Annotated in this window: 19 protein-coding genes; 11 read left to right on the top strand and 8 right to left on the bottom strand. The window is 35.0% G+C overall.

Annotated features, from left to right (window positions below):
* The first annotated feature begins 397 nt into the window (after positions 1-397).
* The 8 genes from HPY74_15370 (at position 398) to HPY74_15335 (ending at position 7503) form a co-directional block, all read left to right on the top strand.
* Positions 398-2236, top strand: a complete 1839-nt coding sequence (locus HPY74_15370; protein ID NSW92024.1) for a transposase — start codon at positions 398-400, stop codon at positions 2234-2236.
* The gene (locus HPY74_15365; GenBank protein NSW92023.1) at positions 2233-2532 is read left to right on the top strand and encodes a transposase; all 300 of its coding nucleotides are present in this window, start codon (positions 2233-2235) and stop codon (positions 2530-2532) included. The genes HPY74_15370 and HPY74_15365 overlap by 4 nt, the downstream gene beginning before the upstream one ends.
* Before the next feature lie 49 nt (positions 2533-2581).
* Entirely contained in the window at positions 2582-2914 is a 333-nt protein-coding gene (locus tag HPY74_15360; protein ID NSW92022.1) for a hypothetical protein, read from the top strand.
* Positions 2895-3821, top strand: a complete 927-nt coding sequence (locus HPY74_15355) for a transposase (GenBank protein NSW92021.1) — start codon at positions 2895-2897, stop codon at positions 3819-3821. Before HPY74_15360 ends, HPY74_15355 begins: the two co-directional genes overlap by 20 nt.
* A 144-nt stretch (positions 3822-3965) precedes the next feature.
* Complete coding sequence (locus tag HPY74_15350; protein NSW92020.1) at positions 3966-4436, top strand: CYTH domain-containing protein; 471 nt, start codon at positions 3966-3968, stop codon at positions 4434-4436.
* A 104-nt stretch (positions 4437-4540) separates the two neighbouring features.
* Positions 4541-5785, top strand: coding sequence for a diaminopimelate decarboxylase (lysA, locus tag HPY74_15345; GenBank protein ID NSW92019.1), 1245 nt, complete (start codon positions 4541-4543; stop codon positions 5783-5785).
* Between the two features lie 72 nt (positions 5786-5857).
* On the top strand, positions 5858-6085 hold the full coding sequence (locus tag HPY74_15340) for a hypothetical protein (protein ID NSW92018.1): 228 nt from the start codon (positions 5858-5860) through the stop codon (positions 6083-6085).
* Positions 6082-7503: an ATP-grasp domain-containing protein gene (locus HPY74_15335; GenBank protein ID NSW92017.1), complete on the top strand. Its 1422-nt coding sequence runs from the start codon at positions 6082-6084 to the stop codon at positions 7501-7503. Before HPY74_15340 ends, HPY74_15335 begins: the two co-directional genes overlap by 4 nt.
* A 370-nt stretch (positions 7504-7873) precedes the next feature.
* Here the strand turns inward: HPY74_15335 and HPY74_15330 are convergent, their stop codons facing one another.
* From HPY74_15330 to loaP, 8 genes are all read right to left on the bottom strand, one after another.
* A complete protein-coding gene (locus HPY74_15330) occupies positions 7874-8338 on the bottom strand; it encodes a hypothetical protein (protein ID NSW92016.1) in 465 nt (154 codons plus the stop codon).
* Positions 8339-8376: 38 nt separating this feature from the next.
* Positions 8377-8679, bottom strand: coding sequence for a hypothetical protein (locus HPY74_15325; protein NSW92015.1), 303 nt, complete (start codon positions 8677-8679; stop codon positions 8377-8379).
* Between the two features lie 16 nt (positions 8680-8695).
* On the bottom strand, positions 8696-9454 hold the full coding sequence (locus HPY74_15320) for a 4'-phosphopantetheinyl transferase superfamily protein (protein ID NSW92014.1): 759 nt from the start codon (positions 9452-9454) through the stop codon (positions 8696-8698).
* A 270-nt stretch (positions 9455-9724) separates the two neighbouring features.
* Positions 9725-9931 (bottom strand): hypothetical protein, encoded by a 207-nt coding sequence (locus HPY74_15315; protein ID NSW92013.1) that lies wholly within the window; start codon positions 9929-9931, stop codon positions 9725-9727.
* Positions 9932-9996: 65 nt separating this feature from the next.
* Complete coding sequence (locus HPY74_15310) at positions 9997-10539, bottom strand: hypothetical protein (protein NSW92012.1); 543 nt, start codon at positions 10537-10539, stop codon at positions 9997-9999.
* A gap of 50 nt (positions 10540-10589) precedes the next feature.
* Positions 10590-11036: a hypothetical protein gene (locus tag HPY74_15305; GenBank protein ID NSW92011.1), complete on the bottom strand. Its 447-nt coding sequence runs from the start codon at positions 11034-11036 to the stop codon at positions 10590-10592.
* Between the two features lie 12 nt (positions 11037-11048).
* Entirely contained in the window at positions 11049-11291 is a 243-nt protein-coding gene (locus HPY74_15300; GenBank protein NSW92010.1) for a hypothetical protein, read from the bottom strand.
* A 326-nt stretch (positions 11292-11617) separates the two neighbouring features.
* Positions 11618-12148, bottom strand: a complete 531-nt coding sequence (loaP, locus tag HPY74_15295) for an antiterminator LoaP (protein ID NSW92009.1) — start codon at positions 12146-12148, stop codon at positions 11618-11620.
* Between the two features lie 596 nt (positions 12149-12744).
* Here loaP and HPY74_15290 point away from each other — a divergent pair.
* From HPY74_15290 to HPY74_15280, 3 genes are all read left to right on the top strand, one after another.
* A complete protein-coding gene (locus HPY74_15290; GenBank protein NSW92008.1) occupies positions 12745-14055 on the top strand; it encodes an IS1634 family transposase in 1311 nt (436 codons plus the stop codon).
* Positions 14056-14396: 341 nt separating this feature from the next.
* Entirely contained in the window at positions 14397-14549 is a 153-nt protein-coding gene (locus tag HPY74_15285) for a recombinase family protein (protein NSW92007.1), read from the top strand.
* 36 nt (positions 14550-14585) lie between these two features.
* Positions 14586-14990 carry a recombinase family protein gene (locus HPY74_15280; GenBank protein ID NSW92006.1) on the top strand — a complete coding sequence of 135 codons (405 nt, stop codon included), beginning with the start codon at positions 14586-14588 and terminating at the stop codon, positions 14988-14990.
* Positions 14991-15571: the final 581 nt, after the last annotated feature.

Here is a 15571-nt window from a genome sequence, read left to right as displayed (position 1 = left end):
GGTTATAGTGTTATCCGATGACTTAAACGTATGGTTAAATTTATGTAATATTATTATATAATTGGATAAAATTACTAACGCAGCCACTATTAATGGATAAGAATAAAATTTTCATGCTTCAGCTCTGAAAAGTGGCTAAAAGACTGGACATCCAGTCTTTTATTATGATATAATTATAGGCTCTTATTCAAATACGAATATAATAAGTGCTGGACAATTAAAAACCTGCATGATATAATAAACGGCTCTTACTCAAATACGAAGATATGAAGAAAATTTCAAAAACACGATACAGTCATAGCAAGCATTTCGAAACTCACAATTACCGATTTATGGTATAAATCTTCGTTTATGAGTAAGAGCCTAATAAACTGCAATAATAGACGCAGAGGTGGTAATGTTGCAGGAAAATATCGGACGAAAAGCTATGCTTATTTCAATGTTGGCAAAAGATGGGTTTGATCCAGAAGCAGCGGAAAAACTCTACAAAATCGAAATGCAAGTGACGAAGCATTTTGAATATGGCGGTGTTGTTCCAGATTACTTTGAACTGCAGGATATCGAGATTGTCAAGGAGTCAAAGAAGGTTTATTGGGTTTCCAAAACAACAGAATCGATTTGCCCATTTTGTGGGGAAAAAAGCACAGAGCATGCAAATGAGTACTATTACAAGGAAATTCAGGATATTCCAGTGAATGGGATAGCAGTATTCCATGCATGCAGAGTCAACAAATATAAATGCCAGAACCCTGGATGCAAGCATAAGATTTTTACTGAACGGACAGAAGGATTTTGCGATGAGGATGCGCGGAAAACAGAACGGTTTAAGAAATATTGCGTAATGCAGGCTATGCAGAGCAACTGCCATTCTGCGGAGCAGGTGCTGAAATTGGAAGGAGCAAAGGTCAGCAACGATACTATATCTAGATATACAAAGGCTGTAGCGGCCAAAGTAATTGAGGAGAACTTGGGAAATAACGATGTTGAGGTCATATCCGTAGATGATGTAAACCTCAGGAAGGGCGACAAATCTTCGTCTTGTACTGTGTTTATAGATGAAAAAACCCATCGGGTTTTAATAATCATCAGGGGAGCAAATAAGGAGGCAGTGGCGCAGGTTTTGGAGAAATTCACGTCGTCAAAGATATTCAGCAGGGATCGGGCTGGCGCATACTCGTCAGCAGCGGCAGAGGCTAACAAGGTTCAGGTTGCCGACCGGTTCCATTTAATCAAAAACGCCCAAGCTGCGGTAAAGGAAGCCCCCATGAGCATAATTCCAGCCAGAATATTCGTGCGCGAAGGCGACGGATGGATACGTGCCGACGGACAAGGAGACGGCGTTTCGACTTTGAATGATGACTATTTCTACGTTCCTGATGAAATTGTAAATAAGCACGTTAGGCTAGCCAAGTTGACAGAAAAGCAAGAGGTGAAATACAGAAACACACTGAAGATATTAGAACTGTCCGGAAAAGGTATGAGGACGGCGGATATCGCGAAAAGCCTGGGAATAAATATGATGGACGTCCAACGCTACAGAAGGGTGGCAGTGGAGACGCTTAAATCAGTCGATGAAAAAATCGAAAAAAATATTGCAATGATGAATTCCTCTCAACAGCAGCGTTTTGAAAAGATTGCGACACGCGATATAAAAACTATCGGTCCGAAGGCCCATCCTTCAAGGGAGTCAATCGTTGAACCATTCAAGGAGACTGTCATAGCCATGCTAAAAGAAGGGCACAGTCATCGCACCATACATCCGGTATTAAAAGAAATGGGGTTTGAAGGAAGCCCCAACGCCATATACCAGTATATAGTCAAAGTGCGTAAAGAGAACATGGAAGAAGCCAAACCGAATGAACTTGAAAAGCCTCCGGTGCTTAATTTAGAAAGCGTTACCCATGGAACTGTTTATCGCAGCATACTCAAGGAAGCATCCAAAGGACGAGCCAAGATAGGCAAAAACAATCCAAGTGAGAACAAATGCAACCTGCAAGAAAACGATTCCGGAGCCAAAACTCATAAACGAGATTTGTCTGCTTCAGACGACTCCTCGTTGCCACCTGAAATCAGGAAAATTATGTACGGCGAAAGTAAATCTAATGAAGCTGGCAATCCAATGGGTACATCTGATGAGTCCGATAGCCTAGAGGGAAATACGGAAGCAAAAAAAAAACTGATTATGGAAAAGGTGTATACATGTTCCCAGTGCTGCAAGTGCTGGTGCAATTCTTGAAAGACTTATGCAATGTGTTTGATACCCGCAGTATTGAAGCATTGGATGCATTCATTTCAAAGTATATTAATTCCGAAATATATTCTTTCGCACAATATGCAAGTGGCCTTCAAGACGACTATAATGCCGTGAAAAACAGTTTGCTTTACCCGGATATCAGTAATGGTCCTGTCGAAGGCATTAACAGCAGAATCAAAATGAAACATAGACGTAGCGCAGGCAGAGAAGGCTTGGAATTGCTCAATGCATATATGGTTATCCCTATAAAGCTGATCAATCCATATATTCGTATTTGAGTAAGAGCCTAATTATATTACTTAATAAGTAATATATTGAGGTGAAATTATGTCGCATCCTGATTGGGTCTTAAAACATAAAATACCGGGTACACAGATCACCAAAATAAATGGTAGATACTATCTGTATAAAGTCAGTTCTCAATATAATAAAACAAAAAAACGATCTCAAAAGAAAACTGAGGAATATTTGGGAGTGATAACAAAAGAAGGACTGATCCCGCCTAAAAGAAAGATGATTTCTGTGAATGCTTCAATGAATAAAGATCTGAATGAAAAAATAGCCGTAAAGGAATATGGAGCTTGTTTTTTCTTGTTAAATTCATCTGAAGATATACAGATTGAACTAAAAAAAATATTTCCTGATACATATTATCTTTGACGCAACCAATATTATATCTCACTCAAAGCAGATGGATATTAATCGGAAAGGTTATAATAATCAAAGAATAATCGAGCCACAAATAAATATATTATATGCATTTTCCCTTGACCCTGAAACACCGGTATATTATAGGATCATACCAGGCAACATAAGAGATATAAGCTCATTCAAAACAGCAATCGTGGAATCTGGTATTGAAGATGTTGTTGTAGTTGCGGACAAGGGTTTTGGTTCTGACACTAATTTTTCTCTTCTTGATGATGAAGAGTTAAGATATGTTGTGCCTCTTAAAAGAAACAGTACACTGGTTGATTTATCACCTGTTAAAACAGGAAGCAAAAGAGATTTTGATGGATACTTCATGTTTCGGAATCGTCCGATATGGTATTACGGCAGGAAGCATGAAGGAAAAAACCTGTTTGTTTTTATCGATGATGAACTAAAGGCCGAAGAAGAAAAGGACTATCTATTAAGGTTTGAAAATAATCTCGAGGGATATAGTTATGAGAATTTTCTTGAGAAGCAATATACTTTCGGGACCATAATTATAAAAACAAATTTGAGCAAATCCGCAAAAGAAATTTATGAGATATACAAAAGCAGAGCCGCAATAGAACAATCATTTGATGTATTGAAAAATCTTCTTCAACAGGATTCCACGTATATGCAAAATGAACAGGCTCTTGAAGCATGGGCGTTTATCAATCATATATCGATGATGATGGTATATAAAATATATACCATGTTAAAGCAACAGGAGCTTCTGTCGAGGTATTCGGCTGAAGATATTCTAATCTATCTTAAGTACATCAACAAACTTAAAATTGACGGGGAGTGGGTTACCTCAGAAATAAACGCAAAGACAAAAATATTATTGAAAAAACTTAATATACATATTACTTAAATTAGAAAAGTTACGGATTAAAATTTTATTATCGCAAAGCCAATATAATAGACTGTATAAAATAGCAACTACTTATAAAATAGAGGAAATTTCTCAAACAAATATTATTTTGATACAGAAGATTATAAGCTTTCAAATAATAAAATTACATTAAGAATAAGGGAATATGTTGACAAATATGAGCTTACATTAAAAATTAAAGATCCACGTAAATCTAATCCTAATATTGTTGTATCTAAAGAATATAACTGGGAGATAGGAGTAAACGATTTTAATATTATTATGCGCTCAGGCAATAATATTGTTTCTATAGTCCATGGCATTAGAAATATACTTCCTGGGGAATTCCAAAATTTATATATAAATTATATTGGCATGTTAAAAACTTATCGCATAAAATTCAAGCAAATAGAGAAGTTACCTGTAATAAATCTGGATGAGGACAAGTATTTTGATATAACTGATTACGAACTTGAATGGGAACTGGATAATATTGATGATGTTGGTGCTGGTGCTGCGAATGAATGGTTGGCTTCAAAAGGGGTGTTTATTGCATCAGAAGAAGCGAATAATTCAAAATATTATCGATTTATTCAAAGGCTCCGTAACACTTAGCACTTAAAATATAATTATGGCGATTTCAAATGAGATATTATAGTCTGTTATTATTAAAGTAAAACCATTTGCCTATACAAGCTTTATGGAGGTAATATTAAATTATGGATATAAGTAATTATATGCGAATAATTAATGCTTATGGAACTCCACTATATATTTATGATCTGGGGAAAATTATTTCACAAATAAAAATATTAAAGAAAGCTTTAATCCGGGAAGTAAAAATATTCTACTCTTTAAAAGCAAACCCCAGTATTGGCCTGCTGACATATATTAAAGATCATGTTTCGGGTGTAGAGGTATCATCGGAGGGTGAGCTTTATCTTGCAAGGCATGTGGGGATTCCAGCTGAAAAGATCATATTTGTAGGGCCGGGAAAAACAGAAGAAGAGCTTAGGTATGCCATTGAAAGCGATATACTATCAATAGCCGTTGAATCTTTTAGCGAGCTTAATAAGATTAATTACATATCAAGACAATTGGATAAGAAAACAAGAATCGCCGTGCGCCTTAATCCAAAATTCGAGGTGGGGGGCGCCAGGATTAAGATGGGAGGGTCGGTAAAACAGTTTGGCATTGACGAGGAAAGACTGGGCGAATTCGTCGAGGAGGCAGGAAAATGTAATAATGTTATACTTGAAGGACTGCATGTTTATATGGGCACACAGGTGCTGGATGCCGGGGTATTGGTGGAAAACTTTAAAAATATATTTAACCTTGCGAAAACGATGCAGAACGACTGTGGAGTGAAAGTCAAGCTAATCGATTTTGGCGGAGGGTTTGGCATCCCGTATTTCCCTGGGGAAAAAGAATTGGATTTAAAGCTTTTGAAGGAAGGTTTATATGAATTGTTTCATGAAAATTCAACAATATTTGACTACGAGAACATGGACCTGCTTGTGGAAAGCGGGCGTTTCCTTGTTGCTGAAAGTGGTGTTTTTCTAACCAGGGTTTTATACAAGAAGCATTCTCGAGGGAAAACATTTATCATTACCGATGGCGGCTCAAATAACCATGCCTCGGCTGCAGGCATAGGAAGATTCATAAGGCATAATTTTCCCATCGAGGTTGTTGGGAAGCAAAGCATCAATGAAAGGGAAGTGGTTGATATAGTAGGTCCATTGTGCACCCCGACGGATGTATTGGCACAGGGTGTTGAATTGCCCGTTATAAATGAAGGAGACGTAATAGCCATCCTTAAGTCAGGGGCGTACGGGTTGTCTGCGAGCATGAAGGATTTTTTAAGCCACCCTGCCCCAGCGGAGGTATTAATTGATGGAGATAGACACTGGCTTATACGAAGACGCGGCACAAGGGAAGACTTTTTAGCCGGACAGGCTTTTTAAGGAAGATAGGCAGAAAAACAATTGCAGCATATTATAGGGGGTTAAGCAAATGTCGCAGGAAATGAAGCAAAGGTGAGGGAGTTAATAAAAGAAGTTGTGGAATTGACAGTTCCGATTGAAGAGGTAGGAATCGAAGATGATTTAATGAATTTAGGGATGAACTCCATCAACTCGATAAAGGTCATTGTCGCAATTGAAGGGGAATTTGGGTTTGAGTTTGACGATGAGGATTTGAACTTCGAGAATTTCCGAAATATAAGGAAATTAGTGTCATACATTGAAAGCAGGATGCAAAAATGACAGGTGTCTCCCTATTTAAAAAATTTATCGGCAGCGGCAGTATAAACACTAAACATGTATGGTGGCTCAATATCGGGGCAGAGAGTGTATGGGGCGAAAATCACCCGCATGTGCTTCCCCAGGTAACATATAAAGGAAATACACGCACAGTCAACAGGACGGAACAGCTATGCCTGTTGTTGGCTTCTGAGGGCGATATTGTCATACAGAGGGAAAAGCCTTCGGATGTATTGCTGGATCATTTGCAGGGGATAGGTTTTGGAGAGCCGGAAATATATGTTCCTGAAAGTTATGGCAGTGAAAATGGACAATGCAGCATATCGGAGCTCATCTTAAGGGATGAAAAACTGCTAGAAAAGCTTAAAAATCTAAATTCCAAGGGGTCAATCAATGAGGTTGAATTAGCCCCGTACGCCATAACGCGTTTTGAAGAGGAAATATCATTAAGGTCAGGGTGCAAATTGATTGGTGCTGCTGAAGGCATTACTGCGTGGGTAAACAACAAAACAAATGCGAGGATATTGGCAGAGGAACTGGGATTGCCGGTGACGGAAGGATATATCTGTCATACTGTGGAAGAAGCGAAAGCAGCCGTTGACAGTTTAAAAAACAATCCTTGTGTCAACAGGATAGTTGTAAAGGAGGCGTATGGCGCCTCCGGCAAGGGGATGTTTATTGTTGATTCAGAGAAGGATTATCAACTGTTGATGGTCATACTGGGTAAGAATAAAAACAAGGACAAGAGAACGGACCTGATAGTTGAAAGGTGGCATGATACCTTAATAGACTTAAATTACCAGATATATATCCACAAGTCGGGACGCCTTTGCTATATACCGCCCAAGCGTCAAATAAACAAGGGTTCTGTCTACATAGGAAGCGAATTCCCGCTTGCTGATGGATTAACGGACAGCCAGAGGAATTACTATGAAGAGTGTGCAATAAAGATAGGGCGCAAATTATGGGAGAAAGGCTATTATGGCTTTGCCAGCATAGATTCGATAATTACCGGGGCCGGGGAAGGGGTGATAATTCCCATAGTTGAAATAAACGGCCGCTTTTCGCTTTCCACATATGTTTCTTTCATACCCGGGATGCTCGGAAATGATAAAGCCTATAGGAGCAGGTATTACTACCTGAAGCCAGGTACAACGATTGAAAGGATAGCGGAAGATATTAGAGTGTACAGCTATACGCGTGAAAAAGGGGAAGGCGTAATAATATGCTCTTTTGCTGAAGGAGACCAAGATATAAGTGAAGGAAGGCTTTTTTCCATATTTGTGGCAGAAAAAAGAGAGCGGCTTGATTATCTTGAAGAAAGATTTGTTGAAGAGTTATATTACCTGATATTGGTAAAGTTAAGCTGGCAATTGTCAAAAACGGCTATAATGCTACCCTTGAAAATATCAAGTTCATAATAACCGATATGCTTGATACTCCTGCTCAAGGTAATGTTGTGTACATTATAAATGTAACATCAAGAGACCTTAAAAGTAAACAGGTAAATGATGTCACAGATCCGGTATCAACAACCATTTGGGACAAATTAAGCGCCTAATATATGAATTTTTCAAGGTTCAGTTAATTTTGCATAAGTACTGTATGCTAATTTGTGCTCTTGAAAAATGATATTTATTGAAATTTCTAGGAAACAAATATGGAGAGACCTATTCCCTTTATAAGAAAATATTCCCGGATTTATTGGTTTAATACAGTTTTTTTGCTATTATATCAACTTAAATTTAACTTTCGTTGCTCATGTTTATTTATATTCTTTTCACGTTTTTACTAAATTTTTAATAAAACATCATTCAAATATTCTTCTTCAATCATTGCATATTCGATAATTTTGTTTTTTACCTTTATAAGTAAATTATCACCTATGCCTCTCTTAATTCTGTTTTTTAAAATAGAATAGAAAATTTTGCTGAACTCTTCGCTTATTTTTCCTGCAATTTCAATATATTTTGATATATCAACATTAAAATAATCACAGCAATGATAATGTTTTAATCTTTCTACCATAAGTCTTTTATGTTCCATTAGCAGTCTAAATATCCTGATATCAATTCTCGAATATAGCAAATTGTGTATTATATATTTCAAATAATCATTGACAAATCTGTAGCATTCAACCCCATAAATGTGCTTTGTTTTAAAATGCGAATTGTAGCAAAATTCATAATTTGTTTCTTTATCCGGAGGTATTGCCGTGCCTTTGCTGTCCTCATAGTATATATTGAAATGTTCCATTGAAATTCGGCTATTTAAATAATCCGACATCATGATTTTTATATTTTTTGCGCAAAATTTAAATTCACAATAAGCAGGCTTTTTCTGTTTGCTTTATATTCTATAAACGGAACTCCTCCAAAACTATCACCGCCAATAAAATTTAGGGCATATGATTTAAAAGATTTTTTCACACTATCGGATTGACTGGAATCATATGTTGATAATAAGTTAATATAATTTGAATAGAACCAATCCAACGTTTTGTTGTCAGTAAGTATAACTGCAAGTGGAAATGATATGGTGCTGTATGTAATAATAGGGGGCACAACAAATGGCAGTTTTATACATTCTTTTTTCATCTATTGTTTTTCTCCTTTAAAACATTATAGCTTTACAAATCTTAAATATCTTTTTTAAAGTCAACAAATGCGATGGAATTATTATTTTAATATCATGCATATCCAGCTTGGAATCTTCGTTAAATATACATACCGCAATAATGTGACCCTTATCTATTTTATATTGTTCGAAGTAACAGGGATTGTGCTTATTTTTAATATCTATGCTTATATTGCTATTCTCTATTCTTACTGTAAATGTATTCAATGGAATGTACAGCCCTTTTCCGACGGCCTTAATGTAACTTTCTTTCAATGTCCATAACATATAGAAATATTCTAATTGTTGATCTTTTCCTTGATTTAATAAGTCATTATATTCATCTTTCGAAAAGAATCTTTTAGCAATACTGAATTCAATTGGTTTGATGACTTCTATATCTATTCCGATAGGCTTATCGCTTAGCGCGCATACCACCCAGTTGCCTGAATGAGAGATATTAAAATGAATGCCTGCTGGTTCAAGCAGGATGGGTTTGCCATATTCATTTTTACCGAATTTAAGTTTATTATTATTTACGCCTAACCTTATACAAATAGCATATCTTGCTAATATGTCTCCAAGAAGGCACCTATGGGAATCTTCAAAAAATCTGTACCGTTTTATTTTCTTCCTTTTTTCAAGAGAAACCAGTTCCAACAGGTTGTAAAAAATGTTTTCATCTATATTAGTGTCGATTCTTATACCATATACTTCAACCATAAAAACAACCTCTATATAGTCTAGATTTGTCATTTTTGCAAGCCACTTTTCTTTGGCCTTGGCCACAAAATCATTTCGTTACTGTATGTTCCAATACCTTCTGGAAAATATCAAGTCAACTAAGATGTTTCTATTGAGCCGCTGTCATATTAAATTCTCAATAACCGTATCCGCTACAAAAACTACATCCGGGCAATGTAAGATTTAAACGTTTTTTCTTGTAACTATATCTTTTGTCATAGCATGGCATGTCTTTAAAACAGTTAAATGAATCCATGCATATATGTGAGAACCTATACTTATTTAATACATCATGGAAATTGCAAATATATGCATATTGCTATTATCAGGCATGATTATTTGCCTAACCTTCTTTTTCTTATTGTTTTTTAAATAATAAAAACTAGCAAATATATTCGAAGGCAATTTATTAACTATCACTTCTCCTTTATCATTTTTATAAGCACTTTTTCCAGACCATGCAATCATTTCATTATTGTATGTTTCCACAACTCCCAGAAAAAATGTCAAATAAATAAAAATGTTTTCTATTGAGCCATCAATATATTCAATTTTTAAATAATCACATGTATTATAATAGCCACACCCAAGTAATGCAAGTGTTCGGTATTTTTTTCGGGTACTGATATCTTTTGTCCACAGCAGACAATATTATCGTTTTTCCCATATTCTGGTAATAGGAATTTTATTTTATCCAAATATAAAATTTTTTCTTTGAGAATGCTGTCAAGGATAAAATAATGCCCCAGGTTCTGCGGGTGTTCTTCCTTTCTCCAGATATGTATGCCGCTGCATAAATTGCCGGAAAACTCGCTGAGGTCATTAATAAATGCTTTGTTGTTAAAGTGAACCGATATTTCCATCATATTAACATATTTGCCTTCATGCCGGACTTCTTGGATATCCTTTGTACGTTTAGTCTTACATAGATTCTTTAGTATATTATATGTATTCTCTTCAATATAAGAAATTTCATTTATTAATGATGCTGTTTTTTTAATAATTTTATCGGATTCATCGTTTTTACATTTGTATTTAAAATACAGCAAACGCGCAAGATTCCATTTTGAACTGCTTAAGGCAAACTGCTCGATCACTTCTTCAATACCAAGACTAAACTTTCTATTTAAACAAGCAAAAAGCAGTTTTAGCTTTGTCCGCGTTTCAGATATGCGTAAAAATATAATAGGGTCGGATAAATCGATTTCCCTTTTATTATATTCGCTTTGTATATATCTACTGCAAGTTCCCTCATTTGAATAAAAGGGTTAGCATCTTCTTTTCTTACCATATTATTAAGAACTTTATGTACAATATCAATCCACGAATAACTTACTACGCTTTGTGGGAAATAACCGAATGTGAATACAAAATCAGCATGAGCGTTCTTATAATTTTCATAAGGAAATTCAAATTTGTCCCTTCTCCAGTACGGATCAATACAATATAACACGTTTTTCTCATTATTATAATCGATAACCATAATATAATGGTATTTAAAATGGTAATTCTTATATGCCGGATCACCAGGCAACCAGTAACTGTCGATTGCAATAACAACTGGAAGGCCTTCATCTATATTATTTTTTATAATATTGACTAGAGCTTAGTAACTGGTTTCTTCTTCCTTTTTAATACTCAATCCATGGTACAATTCTAAATTTTTGAAGATATTTTCTCGATTCAAAGAAATACATTCTTCGATTTTGGAACCTTCCTTTTTACTGTATGAAAATCCCCAACATTCGGTAAAAGCGAAGATATATCCACACTTTAACCATTCTGCTATTGATATATACATATCTTCAAAGCAATTAAATGTATTAATATGTACGGGTTTTATGTCCATGCCGAGTTTTTACCACCCTAAATGTATGTGTTTTTTAACATGTCCGAGAAACATGATTTTATATAACAGTACCCTCATTTATATTGTAATAAATTAATCAATGTGCTTATCATTTACAATAAATTTTAATCCTGAAAGTCTATATCTCTTATTATACAGTCCAGTTCATTGCCCTCGGCAACTATGTCCATTAAATCGTCCACCAACCCCTAGGTAATGTATTTAGGAAGCAGCACAGTGCTTTCATCAATCTATAATACATTTATATCTACAAATGCAATATCCTTATAACCATCCGGAAGTATATCAACTACATAAAAATATAATTATAATATCTTTGACACAATCTCCAAAGAAACACTTACCCGTCTTTTATCGCCAAGAAATGTCATTTCAATTTCTGCGTGTCTTTTATGCCTGTCAATCTTCCTTATAATACCTTCTCTGCATTGTAATGGACCTGAAGTAACAAATATTTTATCGCCAATTATAAATCCTTTAGACTCTTCTGCAACATATCTATCATCGCAAAGACTTAATAAAAAGTTCTTTTCATCTTCAGCCACTTTCATATAATCAATACTTTCATTATAAAGCAATTTAAATATGCATTTTGAGAATCTTGCAAATCTGGATGCTTGAGTTATAAATGTTCTCTCGTCTAATTCTGAATCAGTGAAAACATACCCGGGAAACATCGGTTTAAGCTCTTTGCGTATTATTTTTGAGTTCTTGAAAATCAACTGTACTTGAGGAATAAACGCGATAGATTCTGTTCTATCAAATAATTTATTTAGAAAATCACAGGCTGTTTGCTCTCTGCCTGTTTGTACAAAGAATACAAACCAATTGCCCATCTTGACTTTCCCCTTATGAAGACAATAGCTTCGCCATTTCGCTTATCCTAAACAATAAGCTACAATGACTTTTGTTGTATGTTCCTTATCAACAGTTAACGCGACCTAGCGACGATTAACGACCAATAAGTGCTTTTATTATATTGTAATTCCTCTATTATACGTATTCCCATATCCTGCTGTCCTATTACCAAATCAAAACTTGTTATGGGAGTAATTTGCTGTAATAATATTTTACATTCTATTAGTCAACTCTTATATTTATTTTATATTATCTAGTATAACTACTATTTTACGTAAATAATGACATTATTTATTATATACTCTATCAAAAAATTTGTCAATAATTATTTTTAATGTAAATTTACGACAATATTCGACATCTCTAGTTTGACAGTAAAAATTTATCAAATAAACTTTAGAGGCCTTGCAGTGCAAGGCTTTTTTGGTGTAAGGAAGAACTTGATAAAAATACATTCAATAAATATAATTTCGGCTATGCAGCTGCAAGCAAAATATATCACGAACTGGAAATCGATAAATTCCTTACAAATCGCCAAAGGCATCTTGATATTAACTACAGTCTGAACAACGTTATGAAACTTATGGTTTTTTCAAGACTATTGATTCCATGTTCTAAAAAGAAATCCTTTGCCAATAAAAATTATTTTTTTGAGAATTCAGATTTTTCACTTATTGACGTTTACAGGGCGCTGACTCATATCAATAAACACAGGGATGCACTCCAGTTATTTATATACAATCATATAAAAGAGCAATATGGAAGGAACACCGAGACTGTTTACTACGATGTCACCAACTACTATTTTGATATTGACGAACCCGACGAACTTAGGAGAAATGGTGTGTCAAAGGAGCACCGTCCAGACCCGATAGTCCGGATGGGCTTGTTGATAAATACTCTCGGCATACCGATTGCATATAAATTGTTCAAAGGCAATGACAATGATTGCACGACCTTGGTACCGGTATTGACAGAAATGAGGAGAAATTTTGACCTTGGAAGGATTATTGTTGTGGCGGACAAGGGAATCAATACGGTTGACAATATATATTACAACCTGAAAAGGGATAATGGCTATGTTTTCAGTCAAAGCGTGAGGCGTGCGAACAAGGAGCTAAAAGCTTATATCCTCAAAGATAGCGGGTATACCTGGTACGGAGACGAATACAAGAGAAAGTCAAGGTTGTATCCATGGGAAATTGAAGTTGAGGAAGATGGAAAAAAGATAAAAGTGAAGATTGATGAAAAACAGGTTATATTCTATAGCAAGGATTATGATAGGAGAGCCAAAGCTGAAAGGCAACCTGCATTGGATAAAGCAAAAGAGCTTATTAGAGATCCGGCGAAATTAAATCGGGCAACCTCCCATGGAGCTGCAAAGTATGTAAAAAATCTTTATTTTGACAAAGAAACCGGAGAAATAATCACCCCAAAAGGAGCCCTGGCATTTGATGAAGCAAAAGTAAAGGAAGAAGAATTGCTGGACGGGTATTATGCAATTGTAACAAGCGAATTTAAGAAGACAGATGATGAAATTATAGATATTTACAGGGGATTATGGAAAATTGAAGAATCTTTTAAGATAACAAAAAGCGATTTTGAAGCCAGGCCTGTCTACTTGTCGGGGGAGGATAGGATACAGGCACACTTCCTCATTTGTTTTATTGCGCTTGTTATAGCCAGAATTCTCCAGCATAGATTAAATAACAAATATTCAGCCTCCCGGATATTAGAAAGTTTAAGAAATGTATGTTGTAGCCATGTCAAAGAGAATATTTACATGTTTGACTACAGGGATGATGTAACGGATGCCATTGGTGAAGCTTTGGGTATTGATTTAACTAAAAAATATATGAAGCTTGGAGAGATTAAAAAATTTTAGGGGATGTCAAAAAAAATTGGTTTTTCACAAGGGAAATTTGCAACAATACTAATGCCCAAACCATCTTATTTCAAGGTGGAGAGGGCAATTTTACAAAATTTAGGTGTCAAAGTCAGGTTATACTAAATATATATATAATAATCAATTTAGCATTTTTAAATGTAAAATTAAACTAAAGTTTATTTATACACTTCGAAAACCATAGAAAGTGTCTAAAAAATTGTAAAAATTAGGTATTTTTTATACACAAAAGTGTCTAATAGCAATTGCTAGGTTTTTTTATACGTTTAATAATAAAAATAGGATTTTAATAAAATGGGAGGAGCATTAAATGGCATTATATGGATATAAGAATCAGCACCAGCAACCAAACATTGGATAAACAATGGGAAGCGTTTAAAAGCTATGAAAAGGAAAATAGTGTAAAGTTTGATGCCATATTTGAAGACAAGCAATCCGGAAAGGATTTAACAGAAGTCAATATGAAGCGCTAAAAGCTGTTATTAAAAAAGGTGATACTTTAAAAAGAACTGGATAGGTTCGGGAGAAACTATGAGGGAATTAAGCAGGAATTAGCTTACTTTCAATCCTTAGGTGTAAAAGTTATTATACTGGATCTTCCTATTCTGAATGTCGAAGATGAGACATTATCTGCATTGCTTAATAACCTTATGATCGAATTGCTTTCTTATATTGCACAAAAAGAACTCGAAAAAATACAAAGCAGGGTTAAGGAGGGATTACAGGCTGCGAGGAATAAAGGTGTTAGGCTTGGAAGGCCTGAAAGAAAGCTCCCTGAAAATTTCGAAAGGTATTATAAAAGATGGAAGGCGAATGAGATTACAGGTGTTGAGTTTGCAAAGCTCATGGGAGTATGTAGAGCGACTATTTATAATTATATAAAAGAGTATGAAAATGAAGAGAATAACTTATAGAATTAATTTATAATATCCAAAATGTAAATACTATTAGACTGGTATAAAAATTTTCAAAAATTTAACTTAAATTTATGTGGTGAATATTATAGTATATATCCTGCATATTTCGGCAACATCCGGGTTCTTCCGTAATATCGGTTGAATTATTTTGGATATCAAATATTACTACACAGTAAAAAATCGCTTTATAAGGTTGTTATTAATTTATATTTTAATAGGAAATATTTGTCTGGAGGAGATTGTTTAGTTATGGCTAATATTGTATAATTAATTTAAGAGTAATTGGGATAATAGCAGGGTGTGGTTGCCACCTACTTTCGCATAAGAAAGGAGGTGGTGCGATATGACTACATACGAGGTATTTTCTATAGTATTTATGGCCTTTATGTTTGTTGTATCGCTGATCTCCTTAATTGTTTCCATCATTAAGGGATTTAAAGGAGAAAAAAAATAATCACCCTGCTAGCCCAGGGTGATTATTTTAGTTAATCACTCACGTGGCAACCGCACTTTGCGGTTTCCCAATTACTCCTATTTATATTATAACAAAAAAATTTGCATTGTAAACAAGTTTTGCT

The organism is Bacillota bacterium, from assembly GCA_013314855.1.
Taxonomy (GTDB): domain Bacteria; phylum Bacillota; class Clostridia; order Acetivibrionales; family DUMC01; genus Ch48.
The sequence above is the reverse complement of the archived record's forward strand: the minus strand, read 5'-3'. Positions and strand labels throughout refer to the sequence as shown.

Bases quoted from the DNA above. Each gene is read 5' to 3' on its own strand.
- HPY74_15370 (NSW92024.1), top strand. From the start codon at position 398: ATGTTGCAGGAAAATATCGGACGAAAAGCTATGCTTATTTCAATGTTG.
- HPY74_15360 (NSW92022.1), top strand. From the start codon at position 2,582: ATGTCGCATCCTGATTGGGTCTTAAAACATAAAATACCGGGTACACAG.
- lysA (NSW92019.1), top strand. From the start codon at position 4,541: ATGGATATAAGTAATTATATGCGAATAATTAATGCTTATGGAACTCCA.
- HPY74_15335 (NSW92017.1), top strand. From the start codon at position 6,082: ATGACAGGTGTCTCCCTATTTAAAAAATTTATCGGCAGCGGCAGTATA.
- HPY74_15330 (NSW92016.1), bottom strand. From the start codon at position 8,338: ATGGAACATTTCAATATATACTATGAGGACAGCAAAGGCACGGCAATA.
- HPY74_15325 (NSW92015.1), bottom strand. From the start codon at position 8,679: ATGAAAAAAGAATGTATAAAACTGCCATTTGTTGTGCCCCCTATTATT.
- HPY74_15320 (NSW92014.1), bottom strand. From the start codon at position 9,454: ATGACAAATCTAGACTATATAGAGGTTGTTTTTATGGTTGAAGTATAT.
- HPY74_15300 (NSW92010.1), bottom strand. From the start codon at position 11,291: ATGGACATAAAACCCGTACATATTAATACATTTAATTGCTTTGAAGAT.
- loaP (NSW92009.1), bottom strand. From the start codon at position 12,148: ATGGGCAATTGGTTTGTATTCTTTGTACAAACAGGCAGAGAGCAAACA.
- HPY74_15290 (NSW92008.1), top strand. From the start codon at position 12,745: ATGAAACTTATGGTTTTTTCAAGACTATTGATTCCATGTTCTAAAAAG.
- HPY74_15285 (NSW92007.1), top strand. From the start codon at position 14,397: ATGGATATAAGAATCAGCACCAGCAACCAAACATTGGATAAACAATGG.